At 56.3% G+C, this 21,783-nt stretch carries 16 protein-coding genes; 10 read left to right on the top strand and 6 right to left on the bottom strand.

The window, feature by feature from the left end; all coding sequences use genetic code 11:
* The first annotated feature begins 33 nt into the window (after positions 1-33).
* Both ACR0BI_RS01115 and ACR0BI_RS01110 read left to right on the top strand, forming a co-directional pair.
* Positions 34-1,215 (top strand): efflux RND transporter periplasmic adaptor subunit, encoded by a 1,182-nt coding sequence (locus tag ACR0BI_RS01115; protein ID WP_170393332.1) that lies wholly within the window; start codon positions 34-36, stop codon positions 1,213-1,215.
* Positions 1,215-4,352, top strand: a complete 3,138-nt coding sequence (locus tag ACR0BI_RS01110; RefSeq protein ID WP_480561671.1) for an efflux RND transporter permease subunit — start codon at positions 1,215-1,217, stop codon at positions 4,350-4,352. The genes ACR0BI_RS01115 and ACR0BI_RS01110 overlap by 1 nt, the downstream gene beginning before the upstream one ends.
* Before the next feature lie 78 nt (positions 4,353-4,430).
* On the opposite strand, the gene glpD is transcribed toward ACR0BI_RS01110, so the two are convergent.
* Positions 4,431-6,008, bottom strand: coding sequence for a glycerol-3-phosphate dehydrogenase (gene glpD, locus ACR0BI_RS01105; protein WP_480561849.1), 1,578 nt, complete (start codon positions 6,006-6,008; stop codon positions 4,431-4,433).
* A 189-nt stretch (positions 6,009-6,197) separates the two neighbouring features.
* Here glpD and ACR0BI_RS01100 point away from each other — a divergent pair, with 189 nt between their 5' ends.
* The 4 genes from ACR0BI_RS01100 to ACR0BI_RS01085 all read left to right on the top strand — a co-directional run bounded on the left by ACR0BI_RS01100 (position 6,198) and on the right by ACR0BI_RS01085 (position 10,137).
* Positions 6,198-6,956 carry a DeoR/GlpR family DNA-binding transcription regulator gene (locus tag ACR0BI_RS01100; RefSeq protein WP_170510387.1) on the top strand — a complete coding sequence of 253 codons (759 nt, stop codon included), beginning with the start codon at positions 6,198-6,200 and terminating at the stop codon, positions 6,954-6,956.
* Positions 6,957-7,045: 89 nt separating this feature from the next.
* Positions 7,046-7,408, top strand: a complete 363-nt coding sequence (locus ACR0BI_RS01095; RefSeq protein ID WP_170393336.1) for a DUF3302 domain-containing protein — start codon at positions 7,046-7,048, stop codon at positions 7,406-7,408.
* Positions 7,409-7,429: 21 nt separating this feature from the next.
* Positions 7,430-8,575 carry an HlyD family secretion protein gene (locus ACR0BI_RS01090; RefSeq protein ID WP_480561672.1) on the top strand — a complete coding sequence of 382 codons (1,146 nt, stop codon included), beginning with the start codon at positions 7,430-7,432 and terminating at the stop codon, positions 8,573-8,575.
* A gap of 11 nt (positions 8,576-8,586) precedes the next feature.
* Entirely contained in the window at positions 8,587-10,137 is a 1,551-nt protein-coding gene (locus tag ACR0BI_RS01085) for an efflux transporter outer membrane subunit (protein ID WP_480459381.1), read from the top strand.
* Between the two features lie 3 nt (positions 10,138-10,140).
* On the opposite strand, the gene mprF is transcribed toward ACR0BI_RS01085, so the two are convergent.
* Together mprF and ACR0BI_RS01075 are read right to left on the bottom strand one after the other, a co-directional pair.
* On the bottom strand, positions 10,141-12,747 hold the full coding sequence (gene mprF, locus ACR0BI_RS01080) for a bifunctional lysylphosphatidylglycerol flippase/synthetase MprF (protein ID WP_480561674.1): 2,607 nt from the start codon (positions 12,745-12,747) through the stop codon (positions 10,141-10,143).
* A gap of 91 nt (positions 12,748-12,838) precedes the next feature.
* A complete protein-coding gene (locus ACR0BI_RS01075) occupies positions 12,839-13,267 on the bottom strand; it encodes an Lrp/AsnC family transcriptional regulator (RefSeq protein ID WP_170393340.1) in 429 nt (142 codons plus the stop codon).
* 86 nt (positions 13,268-13,353) lie between these two features.
* On the opposite strand from ACR0BI_RS01075, the gene rocF reads away from it, so the two are divergent.
* From rocF to ACR0BI_RS01060, 3 genes are read left to right on the top strand one after another with little or no spacing between them, the layout of a single operon-like run.
* A complete protein-coding gene (gene rocF / locus ACR0BI_RS01070) occupies positions 13,354-14,274 on the top strand; it encodes an arginase (protein WP_480561676.1) in 921 nt (306 codons plus the stop codon).
* The gene (gene ctlX / locus ACR0BI_RS01065; protein ID WP_480561678.1) at positions 14,274-15,194 is read left to right on the top strand and encodes a citrulline utilization hydrolase CtlX; all 921 of its coding nucleotides are present in this window, start codon (positions 14,274-14,276) and stop codon (positions 15,192-15,194) included. Before rocF ends, ctlX begins: the two co-directional genes overlap by 1 nt.
* Before the next feature lie 6 nt (positions 15,195-15,200).
* Positions 15,201-16,244 carry an ornithine cyclodeaminase gene (locus ACR0BI_RS01060; RefSeq protein ID WP_480561680.1) on the top strand — a complete coding sequence of 348 codons (1,044 nt, stop codon included), beginning with the start codon at positions 15,201-15,203 and terminating at the stop codon, positions 16,242-16,244.
* Between the two features lie 50 nt (positions 16,245-16,294).
* On the opposite strand, the gene ACR0BI_RS01055 is transcribed toward ACR0BI_RS01060, so the two are convergent.
* The 3 genes from ACR0BI_RS01055 to ACR0BI_RS01045 are packed head-to-tail and all read right to left on the bottom strand — an operon-like array spanning position 16,295 to position 19,407.
* Entirely contained in the window at positions 16,295-17,698 is a 1,404-nt protein-coding gene (locus ACR0BI_RS01055) for a TRAP transporter large permease (protein WP_170393344.1), read from the bottom strand.
* Between the two features lie 3 nt (positions 17,699-17,701).
* Complete coding sequence (locus tag ACR0BI_RS01050) at positions 17,702-18,331, bottom strand: TRAP transporter small permease subunit (protein ID WP_170393345.1); 630 nt, start codon at positions 18,329-18,331, stop codon at positions 17,702-17,704.
* A 59-nt stretch (positions 18,332-18,390) separates the two neighbouring features.
* On the bottom strand, positions 18,391-19,407 hold the full coding sequence (locus ACR0BI_RS01045; protein ID WP_170393346.1) for a C4-dicarboxylate TRAP transporter substrate-binding protein: 1,017 nt from the start codon (positions 19,405-19,407) through the stop codon (positions 18,391-18,393).
* A gap of 408 nt (positions 19,408-19,815) precedes the next feature.
* Between ACR0BI_RS01045 and acs the strand changes: the two genes are divergently transcribed.
* The gene (acs, locus tag ACR0BI_RS01040; RefSeq protein WP_480561682.1) at positions 19,816-21,780 is read left to right on the top strand and encodes an acetate--CoA ligase; all 1,965 of its coding nucleotides are present in this window, start codon (positions 19,816-19,818) and stop codon (positions 21,778-21,780) included.
* Positions 21,781-21,783 lie beyond the last annotated feature (3 nt).

The following is a 21,783-nucleotide window of genomic DNA, read 5'->3' as shown; positions in this document are numbered from 1 at the left end:
TTGTGCAATCTTCACTTTGAACGAGGCGCCAACATGTCCCTTGCATTTAAGAAGCCAGCACTCCGCCCACGCGGCTATTTCAGGGCACTAGGCGTTTCTGCCGCTTTGTTTGCATGTTCCAGCCTGCCTCAGATAGCGGTCGCGCAGGATCAGGGTGATGCCCCTGCGCCCAAGGTGTCGATCGCCGCAGCTTATACCGAAGAGATCACCGATCAGGCCACCTTCATTGGACGGGCCGAGGCAATCGACAAGGTCGATATTATCGCGCGCGTCAGTGGTTTCCTGGACAGCCAGAACGTCGACGATGGCTCTCCGGTGAATGAGGATGACCTGCTATTCACGATCGAACCTGATCTTTACGAAGCCACGCTTGAGGCGCGTAAAGCCGATCTGGATCGGGCGCAGGCAAACCTTGAACTGGCCAAAGTCGATCTCGCCCGCAAGGAAGAGCTGTATAAGCGCGACGCTACACCGGAATCAGAACGTGACATTGCCCGAGCCAATGAACTGGTCGCCGAGGCCGAGGTCAAAGCCGCCAATGCAGCGATCCAACAGGCCGAGCTTGATCTGAGCTACACACAGATCCACGCCCCGTTTTCGGGCCGCATCGGCCGCGTGGAAACCAGTGTCGGTGATGTTGTGGGCCCCAACAATCCGCCGCTTGTCACCCTGGTCAGCGAAGCCCCCATCTATGTGAATTTTTCGTTGAATGAGAAGCAGTTCACGTCGGTTCTTGAACAATTTGGCGAAGACCCGGCCACGCTAGCTGAAAGCAGCCAAAGCCCGAATGTTCATGTGACTCTGCCGAACGGTACTGAGCTGGATGAAACCGGCGAAATCATTTTTGTCGACAACCGCATAGATCCGCTGACCGGCGCCATTACGATCACGGCTCAATTCGACAATGCCAAGCGTCTGCTCGTTGATGGTGCCTTCGTGAACGTTCAGATCGAAGCGCTTGAGCCGACGCTGCAGGTATTGATCCCTCAAGCAGCGCTGCAGCGTGATCAGCGCGGCGAATTCGTTCTGGTCGTCAATGACAAGCAGATGGTTGAACAACGCTATATCACAACCGGAGATACCGTGGATTCGGCGATTATCGTCACAGATGGCCTGCGCGAAGGCGAAAGCGTCATCGTCGAAGGCCTGCAACGCGTGCGCCCCGGCGTCGCCGTTGATGCAGTCGTTGCGTCCGAGCAGCCGGAGAATAACTGATGTTCTCAGCCCTGTTTATCAGCCGGCCCAAGCTGGCGCTTGTCATTTCGCTGGTCCTGACCATTTTGGGCGGGATCGGTTATCTGGTTCTGCCGGTTGCGCAGTTTCCCGATATCACGCCGCCGGTGGTCAGCGTAACGGCCACCTATACAGGTGCAAATGCCGAAACCGTGGAAAACACCGTGGCCGCCCCGATCGAGGCGCAGGTCAACGGTGTGGACGACATGATCTACATGACGTCGACCTCATCGGATAACGGTTCGTATTCGTTGAACGTTACGTTCGAGGTGGGCACCGACCCCGATATCGCCTCGGTCAACGTACAGAACCGTGTGGCACAGGCGATGGCATCGCTGCCGTCCGAAGTGACTTCATCCGGTGTTGTCACGCAAAAAGCGTCAACCAACATGTTGTTGCTGGTCACGCTGACCTCGCCCAATGGCATATATGACAGTGTGTTCCTGTCGAACTATGCCTCAATCAACTTGAAAGACGCTCTGGCGCGGGTTCAGGGCGTGGGTAAAGCGGATGTTCTGACCAATCTGGAATACGCCATGCGGATCTGGATGGATCCGGACAAGATGGCCGCGCTGTCAATCACTCCGGGTGATGTGATCAATGCCATCCGCGAACAGAATATCGAAGTCTCTGCGGGCTCAATCGGGTCGCCTCCTGTGCCTGAAGGACAAACCTTTCAGTACACGATCAAGACCAAAGGCCGCCTGACCTCGGCCGATGAATTCGGAGATATTGTAATCCGTACAGGCGAAGCCGGTGCGATTGTGCGCGTCAAAGACATTGCGCGGGTTGAATTGGGGGCTCAGTTCTATTCCGCCTCGGGCTATTTCGAAAGCGTTCCTGCGACCGTTATCGGCATCTATCAGGCCCCCGGCGCAAACGCCCTTGCGGTGTCCGAACGTGTTGAGGCCGAACTTGAGCGCCTGTCACGATCCTTTCCCACTGATGTCGAATACGATGTTCCATTCAATACGACGGATTTCGTGGAACAGTCGCTCAATGACGTGGTCTCGACCCTCATCCTGACATTCATATTGGTGATCACAGTTGTGTTCATCTTCCTCGGCAGTTGGCGGGCGACGATCATTCCAGCGGTGGCCATTCCGGTTTCATTGATCGGGACATTTGCCTTCCTGCTGGCTTTTGGCATGTCGCTGAACACGATCTCTCTGTTCGCGCTTGTGCTGGCCATCGGGATCGTTGTGGATGACGCGATCGTTGTGGTGGAAAACGTCGAGCGTATCATCGCCGACGAAGGCCTTTCCCCTGCCGAGGCAACCCGCAAGGCCATGGGCCAGATCACCGGCCCTGTCATCGCAACCACGCTGGTGCTTCTGGCCGTGTTCGTGCCGGTGACGTTCATGCCCGGCATATCCGGGCGATTGTATTCGCAGTTTGCCGTCACGATCTCGACCGCTGTTGTGATCTCGTCGATCAACGCGTTGACCTTGTCTCCGGCATTGTGCGGGTTGGTCTTGCAGCCACGCTCAGGGCCACCCAAAGGGCTGCTGGCTGTGTTCGAGAAATTTATCGGCGGCATGCGCAGCGGCTATGTCGCCATTGTGCGAAAGCTGTTGATCCTGCCCGTCATTTCGCTTGGGATCATTGCGGCGTTCGCAGCAGGCACTGGGACCATTATGGGCAACACGTCCAAAGGGTTCATTCCGCTGGAAGATAATGGATATCTGTTCGTCGATATCCAGCTTCCCGACGCGGCGACGCTTGAACGGACCGAAGCGGTTTCTGCGCGGATCGATGAACAGATTCAGCAGATCCCGGGTGTATCCAGCACCGTTCTGGTCAACGGCTTCTCGCTTTTGAACGGGACCACTACCAATGGCGCGGCCATCTTCGTCAACCTGACCAACTGGGAAGAGCGGCAGGAGCCCGAGCTCAGCGCGGATGCGATCCTGAACCAGGTTCTGGCAATTGCATATGGTGAATCTGCGGCGTCGATTGTTGCATTCAACCCGCCACCCATTCAGGGCCTTGGGATGTCCGCAGGGGTCGAGATGGAGGTACAGCAGACCGGTGGCGGCTCGCCGCAGGATCTGGCCTCGGCCGTTGGGTCTTATGTCTACGCCGCAAACCAGCGGCCCGAGATCGCGCAGGCCTACACCACCTTCCGTGCGAACGTCCCACAATTGTTTGTTGATCTGGATCGGGAAAAGGCCAAAACCCTGCAAGTCTCGGTGGCCGAGATTTTCCAGACCATGCAAGCTCAGCTTGGCTCGTATTACGTGAATGACTTCAACCTGTTTGGTCGTGTCTATCGCGTAATGATCCAGGCCGAAGGCTCGTACCGGAATAAAGTCGACGATATCTCAGAGCTATACGTGCGTTCCAACAAGGGTGAGATGGTACCGCTGGGCACGCTGATCGATATCGAGAACGTGCTGGGTCCGGTCCTGCTAAAGCGGCATAACCTGTTCCGCTCGGCCACTGTGACAGCGGTTCCGGCACCGGGGCTCTCCACCGGGGACGCCATCAATGTCATGACCGAGGAGTCGGCGACCGCCCTGCCCCCCGGCTATGCCTATGAATGGACCGGAACGGCGCAGCAGCAGCTGGCCTCGGGCGGCCTGGTCGTGGTGATCCTTGGGTTGGCGATCCTGTTTGGGTACCTGTTCCTTGTCGGCCAATATGAAAGTTGGACGATGCCCGTTTCGATCCTAATGTCGGTGACCGTGGCCTTGTTCGGTGCCGTCGCAGCGGTGGCGATCGTTGGCAGCGACATCAACCTCTACACGCAGATCGGGATGATCATGCTTGTCGGGCTTGCGTCAAAGAACGGGATTCTGATCGTCGAATTCGCGATGGAGCAAAGGGCCAATGGGCTGTCAATCAAGGAGGCCGCGGCCGAAGCCGCATATCAGCGTTTCCGCGCTGTGATGATGACCGCCCTGTCCTTCCTTTTGGGCGTGGTTCCCCTGCTGGCCGCGAACGGGGCCGGAGCTGCCAGCCAGAAGGCCATCGGCGTCGCCGTGTTCGGCGGCATGCTGGCTGCGACGCTGTTCGGGGTCATTCTGGTTCCCGTGCTCTACGCCGTGATGCAGAGCCTGCGCGAGTGGGTCAAAGGCAGCAAGAACGATCCGGAACCGTCAGAGGAAGCTGCGTAGGGCCGGCATTGAAATCGAAATACGCCCCGCACATCTGCGGGGCGTTTCTTTTTTTGCACGGATCAACCGATCCGCGCGCTAGTCAGTTAACCGTTTGGCCATCCAGTCGTCTATCCGGCCGATCTGCTCGAGGCTGAGCCTTAGACCCAGCTTATTGCGCCGCCACACGACATCCTGAGCGGTGCGCGCGTATTCCTTGTCCATCAGCCAAACCAGTTCCGCCTCGGTCAACGTCGCGCCAAAATCGTCACCCAGATCGCTCTGATCCTTTGCCGGACCCAGAAGGTCCCAGGTCTCGGTGCCATAGGCCCGGATCAATCGACGGGCCCAAAAATCGGTCAGGAACGGGTACTCCGCTATCAGTTTTCCGATCAAATCCTGCACGCCGTCGACCGGAAAATCCCCGCCGGGTAATGGGACGCCTGCGGTCCATGGTCCGCCAATATCCGGGAAATGCTCTCCAATCTTCTCCAGCGCGCTTTCCGCGAGGCGTCTGTAGGTGGTGATTTTACCACCAAAGACATTCAACACCGGAGCCCCGCTCTCGGCATCAACTTTCAGCGTGTAATCGCGGGTAGCCGCCGTGGCACTGCTTGCGCCGTCATCATATAGCGGTCGGACGCCTGAATAGGTCCAGACAATATCTTCACGGGTAACGGGCTTCGCGAAGTAATTCGATGCGAAAGCGCACAGATACTCCTGCTCGGCCTCGGTACAAACCGGAGGCTCGGAGGGGTCAGAATGATCCTGATCCGTGGTTCCGATCAAGGTAAAATCCTGCTCGTACGGGATCGCAAAGATGATGCGCCCGTCTTCGCCCTGAAAGAAATAGCACTTGTCATGGTCAAACAGCTTGGGTGTCACGATATGGCTGCCACGCACCAGACGGACGCCTTCTCGGGAATTGACCCGGATCTTGGTCTGGATGATGTCACCTACCCAAGGTCCGCCCGCATTGATCAACATCTTCGCAAGGACGGTTTCGGTCTTGCCGCTATCCCGATCCCGGATCGTGACTTGCCACACTTGATCGATCCGCTCAGCCGAAAGAACCTCGGTCCTGACCATGATCTTGGCCCCGCGTGCCTCGGCATCGCGGGCGTTCAGGACCACCAGCCGCGAATCCTCGACCCAGCAGTCCGAGTATTCATAGGCGGTTTCAAATTTGTCTTGCAGCGGAGCCCCCTCGGGTGCCGCGCGCAGGTTCAGCGAACGTGTGCCCGGCAGGATTTTACGACCGCCCAGATTGTCGTACAGAAACAGGCCAAGCCGGATCAGCCAGGCCGGACGCCGCCCGCGCATCCAAGGCATCACAGTACTAAGCAACCGTGAGGTCGGTGTTTCAGAGTCAAAACGCATATCAGCGTGATAAGGCAGAACGAAACGCATGGGCCAGCTGATATGGGGCATCGCGCGCAGTAAGGTCTCGCGTTCGACCAGCGCTTCACGCACCAAACGAAATTCAAAAAATTCCAGGTACCGTAGCCCGCCATGAAACAGTTTGGTCGAGGCTGACGACGTCGCCGAGGCCAGATCGTTCATTTCAGCCAAGGTGACCGATAGGCCCCGACCTGCCGCATCACGTGCGATACCGCACCCATTTATACCCCCGCCGATCACAAAAAGATCGGTAACTTGGCTGCTGTCCGATGACATATCCAATTGATTCCCCAACGTGGCAGTTTCAAGCGCATTAGCAGCATGATGGTTCGTATCGTCAACTTTATTTTTCGATAATGTTCGTTTTAGCTGAAACAACGAATATTAATAAATGCAACTAACGAATTCCCTTGCTTAACCGCAAAATTAGAACAAAAACGAAAACTCCGGAACTCAGGACCGCCCATGTCACTATCATTTCGCCAATCGGACATTCTTTTAGTCGCCGAGCAAGAGGGCCGCGTTACTGTCGAAGGGCTGGCCGAGCGTTTTCACGTGACGGTCCAGACCATTCGCCGTGACCTGACTGAACTGTCAGAAGCTGGTAAGTTGGATCGGGTTCACGGGGGTGCCGTTCTGCGTTCTGGCGTGTCTAATATTGGATACGAAGACCGGCGCGCCCTGAACCATGAAGCCAAGACACGCATCGCTGAACGCTGCGCGGCCGACATCCCCGAGGGCAGCTCGATCTTTATGAACATAGGCACCTCAACTGAGGCCGTTGCCCGCCAATTGCTGAAACACAAAAACCTAATGGTCGTGACCAACAATATGAACGTTGCCAATATACTGGCCGATAACCCCGATTGCCAGATCGTCGTTGCAGGCGGTGTGCTGCGCAGATCAGATAGTGGGTTGGTCGGGAATCTTGCGGTCTCGACCATCCGCCAGTTCAAATTCGATCACGCGATTATCGGCTGTTCCGCATTGGATGCGGATGGGGATCTAATGGATTTCGATCTCCAAGAAGTACTGGTCAGTCAAACTATCATTGAACAAGCCCGGCAGATCAGCCTAGTTGCGGATGCTTCAAAGTTTCAGCGCACCGCGCCCGCACGCATCGCCTCATTATCCGATGTTGATATGGTTTATACTGATCTACCGCTGCCCGGCGACCTCCATCAGAAGTGCATAGACTGGAACACCAAAATTATTGAATGCTGATGCATCCTTCCGATCAGCCAGAAAGTGATTGATTAGCTGGACAACAGCGCCCGAGGATGGAACAGTTTCCAACAACAGGAGGCGCGAGCATGGGACTTTTGGGGCAGCCGCTGGGCTACTATGACTATCTGACATTTGTTGCACTTATCTTGCTGCTGGCAGCGGTGATGGCGTTGTTTCTATTCATAATGGGTCTGCCCGGACGTATCGCGATCAAACGCAATCACCCCCATGCCGAAGCGGTCAAGATCATGGGATGGATGGGATTTTTGGCGATTGTCCCTTGGGTGCATGCCTTTATCTGGGCGTTTCACGACGGCGTCACCGTCGACATGCGCCGCGGCCCTGATGAAGAACGCAAGGCCATAAGGGATGAAATCAAGCGTCTGGGAGGCACCGTCAAACCGGAATACCAGGACCCACTTGATACCGACGAAACAAAGCAAGCCTAAGGCCAAAGGAATTCAGCACTCATGTTCGTCGCCCTAGGCATCACGCTTTTCTACATTATTTTTGTCTGGTTCATCTTCTTCAAGGTGCAATGGCTGAAATTCAACATCATGTGGGGGATCGTCTCATTCTGGGTCGGCGCTCATCTGCTGCTGATCTTTTTGGTCGCGCTGCGCTTCTTTCAACCCTTTTCCGTCGACAGCCACGTCGTGCGCTCCACCATCCAGATCGTCCCGCGTCTGACTCAGCCCACAATCCTGTCCGAGGTTTTGGTCGAGCCCAACACCTGGGTCACTAAGGGCGATCCGCTGTATAAGTTCGACGACACGGTGTTTTCGCTGGCCGTGGACAAGGCGAATGCACAGCTGGTGGCGGCGCAGCAAAACGCGAAGATCCTTGAACAGGATGTCAACGCCGCTGGTGAAGCGGTCGAACGCGCAAACGCGCAGTTGGCCTATGCGCTGACCGAGCAAGCGCGATACGAGAATCTCGTTCCCGCCGGAGGTGCCCGTCAGGATGAACTAGACCGCTGGAACGAACAGGTCGCGGAAGATCAGGCGAAGATTAAGGAAGCTCAGGCCAATTTGGAAAAGGCCAACCTTGCGCTGGATTCGCAGATCGACGGCGTGAATACGGGCATTATTGAGGCTGAGGCGCAGCTGGCCGAGGCCGAGTATTTTCTCGACAACACAACGATCTATGCCCCCGAAAATGGCATGATCGTTTCGCAACAGGCCCGCCCGGGGATGGTTGTGGGGGAAATTCGTCTGGGTGCCATTGCCAGCTTTGTCACCGAAGAAGACCCCTATATTCTAGCCACCTTCCGCCAGCAGAACCTGAAATTTGTCGAGGTCGGCCAACCAGTCGAAGTTGCTCTGGACCTCTATCCCGGGGAAATTCTGACCGGCAAGGTTGAGGCGGTCTGGTGGGCCACACGTCAGGGCCAATACTTGCCCTCAGGCCGCCTGCCCGGCTTTGAATTGCCAAAACTGCCCGGTCGGATCGCTGTTCAGATCTCGGTCGATGTGCCTGAGGGGCATACTTTTCCTGCAGGTGGCCACGCTGCGGTGGCGATTTACACCGGCATGGGAAAAAGCTTTGAGTTTCTGAGGCGCATCAACATTCGCCTCTATTCCTTCGCCAACTTCATCCGGCCACTGGATATCTGAGGATGCGTACGATGACACTCCGCCGGTTGTTAGGCACTGCCCTTTGCGCTGCCACCCTCACCGCCTGTACACCGGTGGGGCCTGATTTCGTGCGCCCAAACTCTCCGGTCGTGAAGCAATGGATGGAGGTCAACAACCCCAGCGCGGGCCAGAGCGGCCTGACCTCACGCAGCGCTCCGGTTGTGCGCTGGTGGGAGACATTCAATGATCCGACGCTGAACAAACTGATCGCCGAAGCCTATGCGCAGAACCTGACCTTACAGGTCGCAGGTGCCCGCGTACTTCAGGCCCGCGCGCAGCTTGGTATCGCATTCGGAGAGCTCTACCCGCAATCGCAGGCCGTGGGCGGTTCGCTCCAACGCCGACAGATCAGCGACAATCTTGGGCCGATTTCGGATATCCGGCGGATCATCCCTTTGGACACCGAATTCTCGACCTCGCAGGTTGGGTTTGATGCGCAATGGGAACTGGACGTATGGGGCCAGCAACGTCGCGGCGTACAGGCCGCGCGATCGAACCTGGCACTGCAGGTTGCTAATTATGACGACGCACTGGTCACGCTGACCGGGGACGTAGCGGCGCTTTATATCAACATCCGTTCGTTGCAAGAGGCTCTGCGCATCGCGCGGGAAAACATCACGATTCAGCAGGCATCGGCAGACCTCACTCAGCTGCGCTTTAACAACGGCGTTACAACCGAGTTGGATGTGCAGGAATCGACTGCCCTGCTCAACAACACCAAGGCACTCGTGCCCGAGTTGGAAAGCGATATCCAACAAGCCAAGAACGCACTGGCGGTTCTGTTAGGAAAAACGCCGTCTCAGATGACTGGCTTGATCGGCAATTCAGGCCGAATTCCAACAGGGCGCAGCAACGTGGCCGTTGGTGTGCCCGCCGAATTGCTACGGCGGCGGCCTGACGTCCGCGCCGCCGAATTGGCGGCAGCCACCCAATCGGCGCAGGTGGGGATCGCGTTGGCTGATCTCTATCCACAATTCATCCTGTCGGGCGCGATCGGTTTGCAGGCCTCGGGTGGGCGCGATCTGTTCAGCACCAACAGCGCCACAGGATTGGCTAGCGCAGGCGTTGTCTGGAACGTCCTGAATTATGGCCGCATCAAGAACAATGTCCGCGCGCAGGATGCCGCCTATCAAGCGTTGATCGCCAACTATCAGAATACTGTTCTGACCGCGTATTCCGAGGTCGAAAGCGCGATGGTTGCTTACGCACAGGCGCGCAAACAGGTCACCTTTTATCAGCGCAGCGTCGAAGCTTCGCGCAAGGCGGCTGAAATCGCGGTCGATCAGTACCGAGACGGCATCGCCAGCTATTCGCGTATCCTGAACACGCAGACCGCGCTATTAAGATCGCAGGCGAACCTGATCGAGGCCCGGCAGGAGGTCTCTTCGAATCTGGTCGCGATCTACAAAGGTCTGGGTGGTGGTTGGCAGATTCGGCAGAATCAGGAATTCCTACCCGAGACGGTGCTGGCCGAGATGGCCTATCGCACCGATTGGGGTGATCTGTTGGAGAAAACGCCAACACGCGCCAGCTTGAACTAAGGCCTATTTCGTCAACCCGCGCAGGCCACCCGAGATCAGGATGTTAACTTCGTAGAGGATACGTGGCGCGGCCAACCCGCCGGGGCTGGCTAGATAGTTGGGGCTCCATTCCGGATCGAATTTCTGCTTGAAGGTGCGCAGGCCTTCGAAGTGGTAGAATTGTTCGCCATGTTCATAAACGAACCCACCGATCCGATTCCAAAGCGAGGCCAACTGCCGGTTTTCGATCCCTGAAAATGGCGCAGCACCCAGTGAGAACCAGTGGAATCCCTGCTCGGACCCCCAGACCATCATCTCAGCAAACAGCGCATCCATGACAAAGCTGGGGCTGTCCGGTTCATAACGCATCAAATCCAGAGACAGTTCGGATTTGTTTCCGCCTTGAAACAGGTTCGCAAAGGCCATGATCTTGCCCGTCTCATCCCGCAGAACCGCATGGTCGAAATAAGAAAGGTAGGCATCATCAAAGCCGCCCAAGGCAAAACCCTTTTCCTCACCTGCCTTTTGCGCCAACCAATCGTCCGAGATCTGACGAAGTTCGGGCAACACCGGTGCAAGCTGTTCTTTGGGGATAATTTCGAACTTGTACCCCTCACGCTCAGCCCTGTTCTTCGCCTGCCGGAACCGTTTGCGCGATTTTCCGTCCAGCGAAAAATTCTGCAGCGGTACGCGGGCCACTTCTCCGATCTTCAGGATCGATAGGCCGAGGTCCAGGAATGTCGGCAGATATTTGGTCGATACACTGTAAAACGCACAAAGCTTGCCTTCGCGATCGGCCATTTCTCGCAATTGCCAGATCAGTTGCTGCCCCGCTTGCTCATCACCCACAGGCTCTCCTTTGGTGATCAGCGCATTGCCAGTATCGGCATAGGCAAGGAATGCGGTTTCGTCAGGCGAGATCAGGAATTGCTTATCACCCGTCAGTGAAATCTGAGATTCGGTGTCTTCGCACTCCATCACCAGCCGTTCGACAACTTCGGGGATTTCAGTCCTAACCGGCGCGGGGATTTCACGGCCGAACAGCGAGTTCACCGCCACGATGCCAACGATCACGGCCACCACGAGGCTGGACCGCAGGAATCGCGAGGCGTCTCCACTCCAGGCAAAGTCCCACCACAGCGCGTTTTGATATTCGACATGAGAATAAGCGAACAATCCGATCCAGAAAATCACCGCCAGCAACGCGACGACGCTGACCAGCCAAGGGATATTTAGCCGAAAGATAGATGCACCGCTTACCCGGTAAAACGCACCCCGAAACATCGCCAAAAGGCCAATCGTGAACAGCAATGAAAGGGCTTCATGCGTATCAAGCCCTTTGGCGAGCGAGGCGAAGAAACCTGCCACCATCAAAAGCATGGCAACAACCCATGCCCGATAGAGCTTGCGGAATAGGCCACGTGAGACAAGTAGCAGTAGGACACCCACGGCGCTGCCTGCAAGATGAGATGCCTCGACAAATGACAAAGGCAAAACCTCTCGCAGTACGCCAAGGTTCTGCGTACTGGAAGGCAAAGCCCCTGAAACCAACAGGATAACTCCTGCCACAGCCGCGACGCCGGCAGCCACCATCGGGACAATGGGGCGAATTGCGCGATAGACCCAAGTGACCGCGCCCCCGATGCGATGGCGCTGTGTCAGCACCGACGCGACCGCGATCGACAGGCTGGCGATGGCAAACGGAAGGAACGTATAGACCAGTCGGTAGAGCAGAAGCGCAGCGATCACATCAGACCGGCCCGACGCCCCTAGACCAGCGATCAGAGTGGCTTCGAACACACCGATTCCACCCGGTGCATGGCTAAGGATACCCACCGCTATTGCGCCTATATAGACCGCGAAGAAATACGGGTAGCCAACCCCCAGATCGTCCGGCATGAGCACATACAGCGCCATTGAAGCGCCGAACAGATCGCCTACCGCCGCGATTGTCAGCAGACTTGCCAGCTTGCCGCCCGGCAGGTTGAACCCAAACCCGCCATAGGCCAATCGCCGCCCTCCGCTTGAAAGCCAGACAAACAAGACCGCAAGCCCCGCCAACATGCTCAGACCGATCACAGTTTCCGTCGTTTCACTGATCGGCAGGACCTTGGAAATGCCATCCGGGTGTATTGTAAGCAACAGGCCCAAAAGCAGGATCAGTCCCATCCAGAACGCCACCCAAGAGGTCGCGATCACCCCGGCCACGCGGCCAAGATCAAGCCCCAGCGACGCATAGATACGGTATCGGATCGCGGTGCCGGTGATATAGGAGAATCCCAGGCAGTTCGATACCGCATAGCCGCTTGCTCCGGCCATCCCTGCGACGGGCAAAGGCACTTTTCCATCGGCGACGCTCTGCACGGCAAGCACATCGTAGAACGAAAGCGACAGAAAACTGAAAGCCGTCCAGCACATCGCAAAAAACATGAATTTCCATGGTTTCGCTGCGATATCGCTTTGGATATCTGACCATTTCACATGCGCAGAGAGGTCATGCAGAACCGCAAGCGCGATTCCTGTAATCAGCAACGGAACCGCAATCTTGACCAGCGGCTTTTCCAACAGCCCTGTCACATACTCGGCCAGACGTACGGCGCGTGTCTCTTCCGTTGTCGGCTGTGTCGTCATTCCGTTCGCCCCTGCCCCGCGATCCTCAGATCAGTGTCAATTCAAAGCTTTGCACGAATTTTCCATCCGGCAAAGGGCCTTGGGCAACGCGTCACGAACGGCCCTTGCGTGTCGAAAGCAACAGATTGGTCTCAGATCGTGTGACACCCTCCATCCGACGGATCTGGAACAGGACTTCATCAAGCTCATCCAGTGTATCGGTTCCGATCTCTGCGATCAGATCCCAACTTCCATTGGTTGAGTGCACCGCCCGAACTTGACGCATCGCAGCGATCCGCGATCTGATCCGCTCGGTCCCGCGGCCTGCGATCTCAAGCATCATCAATCCACGAACAGGGCTTTCCGATACTCCCTGCCGTGTCACAACGGTAAAGCCGACGATTTCGCCAGACTGCTGAAGCCGCTTTAGTCGGCTGCGCACGGTTGTTCGGGTCACCCCGAGCAGTTCAGCCAGTTCCGACAACGAAGCCCGAGCGTCCCTGTGCAGTGCGTTCAATAAGCGATTGTCCAGTTCGTCCATGCGTGATTACCAAATCGGAATTAGCCAATTCACTTTGACCAATTTGATCTCTTTTCTCAATTCATATCGTATCGATAGATAGACTTATGAGCAAAATGAACATCATTCTCGCCGGAGCGCCGATGGATGCCGGCAAACACCGCCAAGGCTGTCGGATGGGTCCAGATGCCTATCGGGTCGCGGGTCTCGCCCAAGCGCTGTCAGATCTCGGGCATTCTGTGTCGGACATCGGTGACACGCGACCAGATGCCGTCGACATTTCGGAAGACACCCATCTGTTCTCTTTACCGGAATGCGTGGGCTGGACACAGGCGCTAAGCCGCACGGCACAAGAGGCCGCGCTTGAAGGCCTTCCTATCTTCATGGGCGGTGATCACGCCCTGTCGATGGGCACAGTGGCGGGAATGGCGGCACATGCGGACCGTATCGGGTGCCCTCTGTTCGTGCTCTGGTTAGATGCACACAGTGATTTCCATACGCCCAGCAGTACGGCCAGCGGTAATTTGCATGGAACGCCGGTCGCTTATTTCACTGGCCAGTCAGGCTTTGACGCCTTTCCACCGCTGATATCGCCGATCCCAACGGATCGCGTCGGTATGATAGGTTTGCGCTCGGTCGATCCCGCCGAACGTGCGGCATTGGAAAAAGATCACGCGATGCTCGCCGATATGCGCAGCATCGACGAGCATGGTATCAAGACACCCCTACTGGCCTTCCTTGACAAAGTGCGCGCAGCAAACGGCATCCTGCATGTCTCGCTGGATGTGGACTTCCTTGATCCCTCGATTGCGCCTGCGGTTGGAACCACTGTCCCCGGCGGTGCCACCGAACGTGAGGCCCATCTGGTCATGGAACTGCTGCATGAAAGCGGCCTTGTCTGTTCTCTGGATCTAGTTGAACTGAACCCATTCCTGGATGAGCGCGGCCGAACCGCAAAACTGATGGTCGATCTTGCAGCCTCGCTTATGGGTCGTCGCATCTTCGATCGCCCAACCCGGAGCTTCTGATGATTTCTCTTCAATCTCCTTCAGCTGTCGTGATGGTGCGCCCCCATGCATTTGCGTCAAATCCAGAGACCCGCGACGACAATGCGTTTCAAACATTGGCAAATCGATCTGCTGCAGCGACGTCTGCTGCCGCGCGGGATGAGCATGACAAAGCAGTAGAACAGCTTCGCGCTGCTGGTGTGACCGTTCATGTGTTTGACGACGAAGGCGAACGTGACACACCCGACAGCGTGTTCCCAAACAACTGGTTTTCGACCCACCCAGGCGGTCATGTCGCTGTTTATCCGATGTGCGTTCCATCGCGCAGACGCGAAAGACGCTCAGATGTAATTGAGTTACTGAAGCGGGAATATCGAGTGCAAGACGTCATCGACTATTCCGGCCTCGAACAGGACGACCTCGCGCTTGAGGGCACGGGCGCGATGGTTCTGGATCACGTGGGCCGTATTGCCTACACTGTTCGATCCAACCGCGCCGATCCGGTGTTGTTGGAGCGTTTCTGTACGCATTTCAACTATGAGCCGATTGCCTTTGATGCAAAGGACGCTGAAGGCCGTGATGTCTATCACACCAATGTCCTGATGGGGATCGGCACGCACTACGCCCTTATCTGTTTGGACATGATTTCCAACCCAGAACGTCGGGCAACAGTTCGGGCACGGCTTGAGGAATCTGGCCGTACTGTCATCGATCTGTCCCATGAGCAGATTGCAGATTTTGCAGGAAACGCGATTGAGCTTAGTGGCAATGATGGTCTTGTCCTGGCGTTGTCCAGCCGAGCGCTACAGGCTCTTACACCTGCTCAAGTCGCGATCATCGAAGCCAGTGCAACTCCGCTGCCGCTCTCGGTTCCCACAATTGAAACAGCCGGTGGATCCGTACGTTGTATGATCGCTGGTATCCATCTTTCCCGCCGATAGGAGTCTTTGATGCAACCTTCTGATAAGGCCCTCGTGCCGTTTGTATCCGTCGACAACATGATGCGTCTGGTCCACCACATCGGGGTCGAACAGATGATCACGCAGATTGCCGCGCAGATCGAATCCGATTTTAAACGCTGGGAGAACTTTGACAAAACGCCCCGCATCCCGGCCCACTCACCACATGGGGTGATCGAACTGATGCCAACCTCGGATGGTGAGGCATACGGGTTCAAATACGTCAATGGGCATCCCAAGAACACGTCTGAGGGCCTGCAGACCGTGACCGCGTTTGGCCTGCTGGCTGATGTCTATACCGGGTACCCGACATTGTTGACCGAAATGACGATGTTGACTGCTTTGCGGACAGCGGCAACCTCTGCGCTGGTCGGCAAATATCTCGCGCCCAAATCCGCGACGACGATGGCGATGATTGGAAACGGCGCGCAATCCGAGTTCCAGTGCCTCGCCTTCAAAGCCATGTGCGGCATCGATACGGTCCGGCTCTACGACACAGACCCGAACGCGACGGCGAAATGTGCAGCCAATCTGCAGGGCAAAGGGCTGACGGTCGTGCCCTGCAAAACACCGGAGGACGCAATCGAAGGCGCTCAGATCATAACGACCTGCACCGCTGACAAGAAATACGCCACCATCCTGACCGACAACATGGTCGGCCCCGGTGTGCACATCAACGCCATTGGCGGTGATTGCCCCGGCAAAACCGAACTGCACCGCGATATCCTTCTGCGCTCGAATATCTTTGTAGAATACCCCGAGCAAACGCGGATCGAAGGTGAAATTCAAGCTCTGGAGAATGATCACCCTGTCACCGAGATGTGGGAAGTTATGACCGGACAAGCCACAGGGCGCACCGATGATCGACAGATCACGTTGTTCGACAGTGTCGGCTTCGCGATCGAGGACTTCTCGGCACTACGTTACATCAAAAGCGCGATTGAAGGCACTGATTTCTATGAGGCATTGGATATGCTGGCAGACCCTGACGACCCGCGGGATCTGTTCGGGATGTTGATGCGGGCAGGATAAAGAACCCGCACTTCTAAAACTGTGCCCCGGCCTTTGGCCGGGGCTTTTTCTTATCCCGCAAGCGATGGCAGGTAGAGAACAATCCCTGGAAAGGCCACCAGCAGTGCGATGGTAAGTGCATCGGCAATGAAGAACGGCGTTACACCCTTGAAGACATCCTGAACACTAAGATCGGGCCTCACGCCTGCGACAACAAAACAGTTTAGACCAATAGGAGGTGTGATCAGGCAGAACTCGGCCATTTTGACCACCAAGATACCAAACCAGATCGCACACATCGGCCCGGACATACCAAAGGCGCTGTCTGCTGCGCTGACGGCCTCGCCTCCGTTCAGGGCCATAACGGCGGGATACACAACCGGAAGTGTCAAAAGCAACATACCGATCGCATCCATGAACATGCCCAGCACTGCGTAGGCCAGCAGGATGCAAATGAGGATCAACATAGGCGACATTTCGAGCGAAGTGATCCAGTCGGAAAACGCCCCCGGCAGATCTGCGAAACCAAGAAAGCGCACGTAGATCAAAACACCCCAAATAATCGCGAAAATCATGGCGGTCAGTTTGGCGGTTTCAAGCAAGGCCGATTTGAATTCAGGCCAGCGCATGCCGTGGATCAGGGCAAAGCAGAACACGATGAAGGCCCCGATGGCCCCGCCCTCGGTCGGGGTGCCCCAAGCCTTGTCGCCGAAGGGGTTATAGACAAAGCAGATTATGATGAGGATCACCGCCACAATGGGCAGTGCGCCCGGAAGAGCAGCAAATCGTTGTTTCCAGGTAAACCCGGTGACCGGCGGTCCGACGGACTTGAAGATCACGGCGATACCGACGATCAGCAAGCCATAGATCACCGCCGAAAACGCGCCGGGGATGAAGCCTGCGAGCAGCAGTTTTCCCACATCCTGTTCGACAATAATGGCGTAAATCACAAGGATCGCGGATGGAGGGATTAGCGAGGCCAAGGTTCCGCCAGCGGCAACCACACCTGCGGCGAAACGTTTGTTATACCCGACGGCCAGCATTTCAGGGATGGCGATGCGCGCAAAGACGGCTGATGTGGCGACCGATGCACCTGATACGGCGGCGAAACCGGCGGTCGCAAAAATCGTTGAAACGGCCAACCCGCCAGGCACCCATGCCACCCAGCGTTTTGCCGCCTCAAACAAGGCGCGGGTCAGGCCAGCGTAGTAGGCTAGATAGCCGATCAGGATGAATGTTGGGATCAGGCTCAGCGTATGAGACGCCACCTTGGAATGTGGCACCTGGCCAGCCGTTTTGACGGCCACCGTCAGTGCCTTACCAAACCGCTCGGGATCATACCCAAACTTTGCCCAGAATATCCAAACAAGGCCAACCAACCCTGCCAGACCTGCAGCAAATGCCACCCGCATGCCAGTGACGACAAGAACCAACAGTCCGGCAGTGACCCAAAGGCCGATATCAATCGTGTCCATGGGTCAGTTACGTCCTTCGAATTGTTCGGCCTCGGCTGCAGCCTGTGCGGCGGCATCCTGTATCAGCGGTACGGCCACCGGTGCCTCGAGCCCCAGCATGAAGGCGCGTCCATAGCCCCAGACCTGCAAGATTAGCCGGGCGCACAGCACCGAAAAAGCAACGGGTGCCAGCAGCTTGGCTGGCCAAATAGGAATCCCGATATCAATTGAGCTGTCGCGACTCCACATCGGAGCGCCGAAGTCAAAGGACCGGTCAAAGTGGGACCAACTACCCCAAACAAGCGCCAGCATCAGCAGCAGTATCAACAGAACCGAGATCAGCTCGAACAACCACAGCGCCCGCCCTTTCAGACGCGAGATAACGATATCCATTCGGATATGCCCGCCATCACGTTGCACAAACGAGATACCCAGAAACGCGATCAGGGGCATCGCCTGTTCAATCCAGTCAACATATCCGGGCAAAGGCGCGTTTAAGGCGTTTCGGCCGCTGACTGACACAACAGCCAGCACCATGAGCCCGAAAACCGCGAAACCGCTGATCAGCGCCATAAAACGCTCTAGACGTAACAAACGGTGATCCAACCGGCTTAGAAGACTGCCATCCTCAAGCACCGTGGCATGTCCTGCCATCTCAGCATTCCTTTGATTGAAGGAGATGCCGGGTGCCTAATGACACCCGGCTGTGGCGATCAGTTACCGCCGCGCTGCTGTTGCAGCGTCGATTGCACAAGATCATAAAGATCCTGCGCAGGCAGACCCTGGGCGGTCATGTCTTCGATCCACTTCGCGCGAATAGGATCAGCGGCTTTGGCGCGAAACTCCTCAAGCACGGCATCGTCAATCTCGACCTTTTCAACGCCTTTCTCTGCCAGCACGCCATCCCACTTTTCAAGCAGTCCACCGTAGTTGGCCAGATAGTGATCGATAGCCTCATTAATCGAGCTGTCCAGCGCTTCGCGATGTTCGGCTGGCAGCGCTTCATAAGCGTCGATATTCACCACCACCGGACAGTTTACCGTTCCAGGATTCAGATTGGCCGTCCACCAGTCAGCTTCGTTGATCGTCCCGAATGACAAATGCGCATGCTGAGCGAAGGCCACGGTATCGACCACGCCAGATTCCATCGCATTGTAGGCTTCGGTCGCAGGCACGGACGTAGGTACGCCACCAACTGCTTCAAATGCTTGCCCCAAACCGCCAGTTGCGCGTACGCGCATACCGTCGAACTCGGCAAGCTCATCACGAGGGTCACCGGTACCAACAAGATTATATTGAGGCATCGGTGAAGTCATGATGATGCGCGCGTTCCACTGCGCCATCTCGTCCTTGACTGCTGGATGATCGTAGACTGCGTGGCTGACGGCCACCTCTTCATCCAATGTGTTTACGCCAAGGAAGGGCAGTTCCAAAACGGTGATCGCGCGGTTCTTATCGCGGTGATAGCCCGCACAGAACTGCGCCATCTCGAACGCGCCAATCTCGATTCCATCCAGGTTTTCCTTGGGCTTCGACAATCCGCCATAGCTAACATTGATGGTGAAATCGCCGCCGGTTTTTTCGTTCACCAGTTCAGCCAGTTTCTCAACATGCTCGGTAAATGCGCGGCGCTTACCCCAGACCGAGGCATTCCATTCGGTCGCGGCTGCTTCGGTGACAAACGCCACACTCAGGGCGGCAAAAGCCGCACCGCTCAACATCTTTTTCATAGTGGTATCTCCCTTAGTTGCGCCCCCTATCGGGATGCTTGTTTGTGAAGCTAGCGCCAAGTCTAGAAGCTGCCAACCCCTGCGAGGAGAAGTGGTGTTATCGCCACCAGACTTCGAGATTAAAGTGAAGCTATCGGCCAAAGCCCCAGACACATGCCAATGAGCACTTAGGTCATTACAGCTATCTTGCTGATTTAAGGTGTATATTACGCACAATTTCAGAATTATTTACAATGTTAGTGCCGAAAATGAAATTTCTTTACAAAGAAATCCAAGGATTATGGCAATTTATTTATTTCTTTTCTGATCCCCGTATTATTCAACTTGGGGAGGAACCGGATCGACATTGCCTAATCGGCTGGCAAAATCGGTCCCATGTAATCCAGTCCAGAGGGAGGAGCCTCAAAGATGACTACCGCTGCCCAGGCAGATGCCAAGACATATCCGCCATCCGCAGAAACTGTCGCCCGTGCGCATGTCGACGCCGACAAATACGCAGATATGTACGCTGCGTCGATCAACAACCCCGAAGCATTCTGGGATGAGCAAGGCAAGCGCGTTGACTGGATCAAGCCTTATACTCAGGTCAAAGACGTCAGCTATGATTTTGGTTCGGTTGGTATCAACTGGTATGCGGACGGCACGCTAAACGTCTCGGCCAACTGTCTTGACCGTCATTTGAATACGCGCAGCGATCAGACCGCGATCATCTGGGAACCGGATGATCCAAACGACGAAGCTCAGCACATTACCTACGCCGAATTGCACCGTCGCACCTGTCGCATGGCCAATATTCTCGAATCGATGGGCGTGCGCAAAGGTGACCGCGTTGTGATCTATCTGCCGATGATCCCAGAAGCAGCCTATGCGATGCTGGCTTGTGCACGGATCGGAGCAATCCATTCGATTGTATTTGCTGGGTTTTCACCCGATGCGTTGGCAGCCCGAGTCAACGGATGTGATGCCAAGGTCGTCATCACTGCCGATGAGGCACCACGTGGTGGCCGAAAGACTCCGCTGAAGTCCAACGCAGACGCGGCCCTGCTGCACTGCAAAGACAGCGTGAGATGTCTGGTGGTCAAACGCACCGGTGGGCAGACCACTTGGATTGATGGCCGCGACTATGATTACAACGAAATGGCGCTTGAAGCGGATGACTATTGCGCACCCGCCGAGATGAATGCCGAAGATCCGCTGTTCATTCTCTATACTTCCGGTTCGACCGGTCAGCCCAAAGGTGTCGTCCATACGACCGGCGGTTATCTGGTCTATGCCGCGATGACGCATGAGATCACATTCGACTACCATGAAGGCGACGTTTACTGGTGCACCGCCGATGTCGGCTGGGTCACCGGCCACAGCTATATCGTCTATGGCCCGCTGGCCAACGGAGCGACCACACTGATGTTCGAAGGCGTGCCGACCTATCCGGATGCATCACGCTTCTGGCAGGTGTGCGAAAAGCACAAGGTGAACCAGTTCTACACCGCTCCGACGGCAATTCGCGCTCTGATGGGTCAGGGTACCGAGTTCGTCGAGAAATGCGACCTGAGCGATCTCCGGACGCTGGGCACAGTCGGCGAGCCGATCAACCCGGAAGCCTGGAACTGGTACAATGAAGTTGTTGGCAAAGGCAAATGCCCGATTGTTGACACCTGGTGGCAGACCGAAACCGGCGGTCACTTGATGACCCCCCTGCCCGGTGCGCATGCGATGAAGCCGGGATCGGCGATGAAACCGTTCTTCGGCATCCAGCCGGTGGTTTTGGACCCGCAATCCGGTGTTGAGATCGAGGGAAATGGCGTTGAGGGTGTTCTGTGCATCAAAGACAGCTGGCCCGGTCAGATGCGCACCGTCTGGGGCGATCATGAGCGGTTCGAGAAGACCTATTTCTCGGACTACAAAGGCTACTACTTCACCGGCGATGGCTGCCGTCGCGATGAGGATGGCGATTACTGGATCACTGGCCGCGTCGATGATGTAATCAACGTCTCCGGCCACCGGATGGGCACGGCCGAGGTGGAAAGCGCGCTGGTCGCCCATGCCGCCGTCGCCGAGGCCGCTGTGGTTGGTTACCCCCATGAAATCAAAGGGCAAGGCATCTATTGCTATGTCACTTTGATGAATGACCGCGAGCCGTCGGATGAGTTGCTGAAAGAGCTGCGAACCTGGGTCCGGACCGAGATCGGCCCGATTGCCTCGCCTGATGTGATCCAGTGGGCCCCCGGCCTGCCCAAGACTCGCTCGGGCAAGATCATGCGCCGAATTCTGCGCAAGATTGCCGAGAACGACTTTGGTTCGCTTGGCGATACGTCGACCCTGGCCGATCCGTCAGTGGTCGAAGACCTGATCGAAAACCGGGCAAACAAGTGAGGA

The organism is Ruegeria sp. E5, from assembly GCF_056534105.1.
This window is presented reverse-complemented; position numbering and strand designations above follow the sequence as displayed.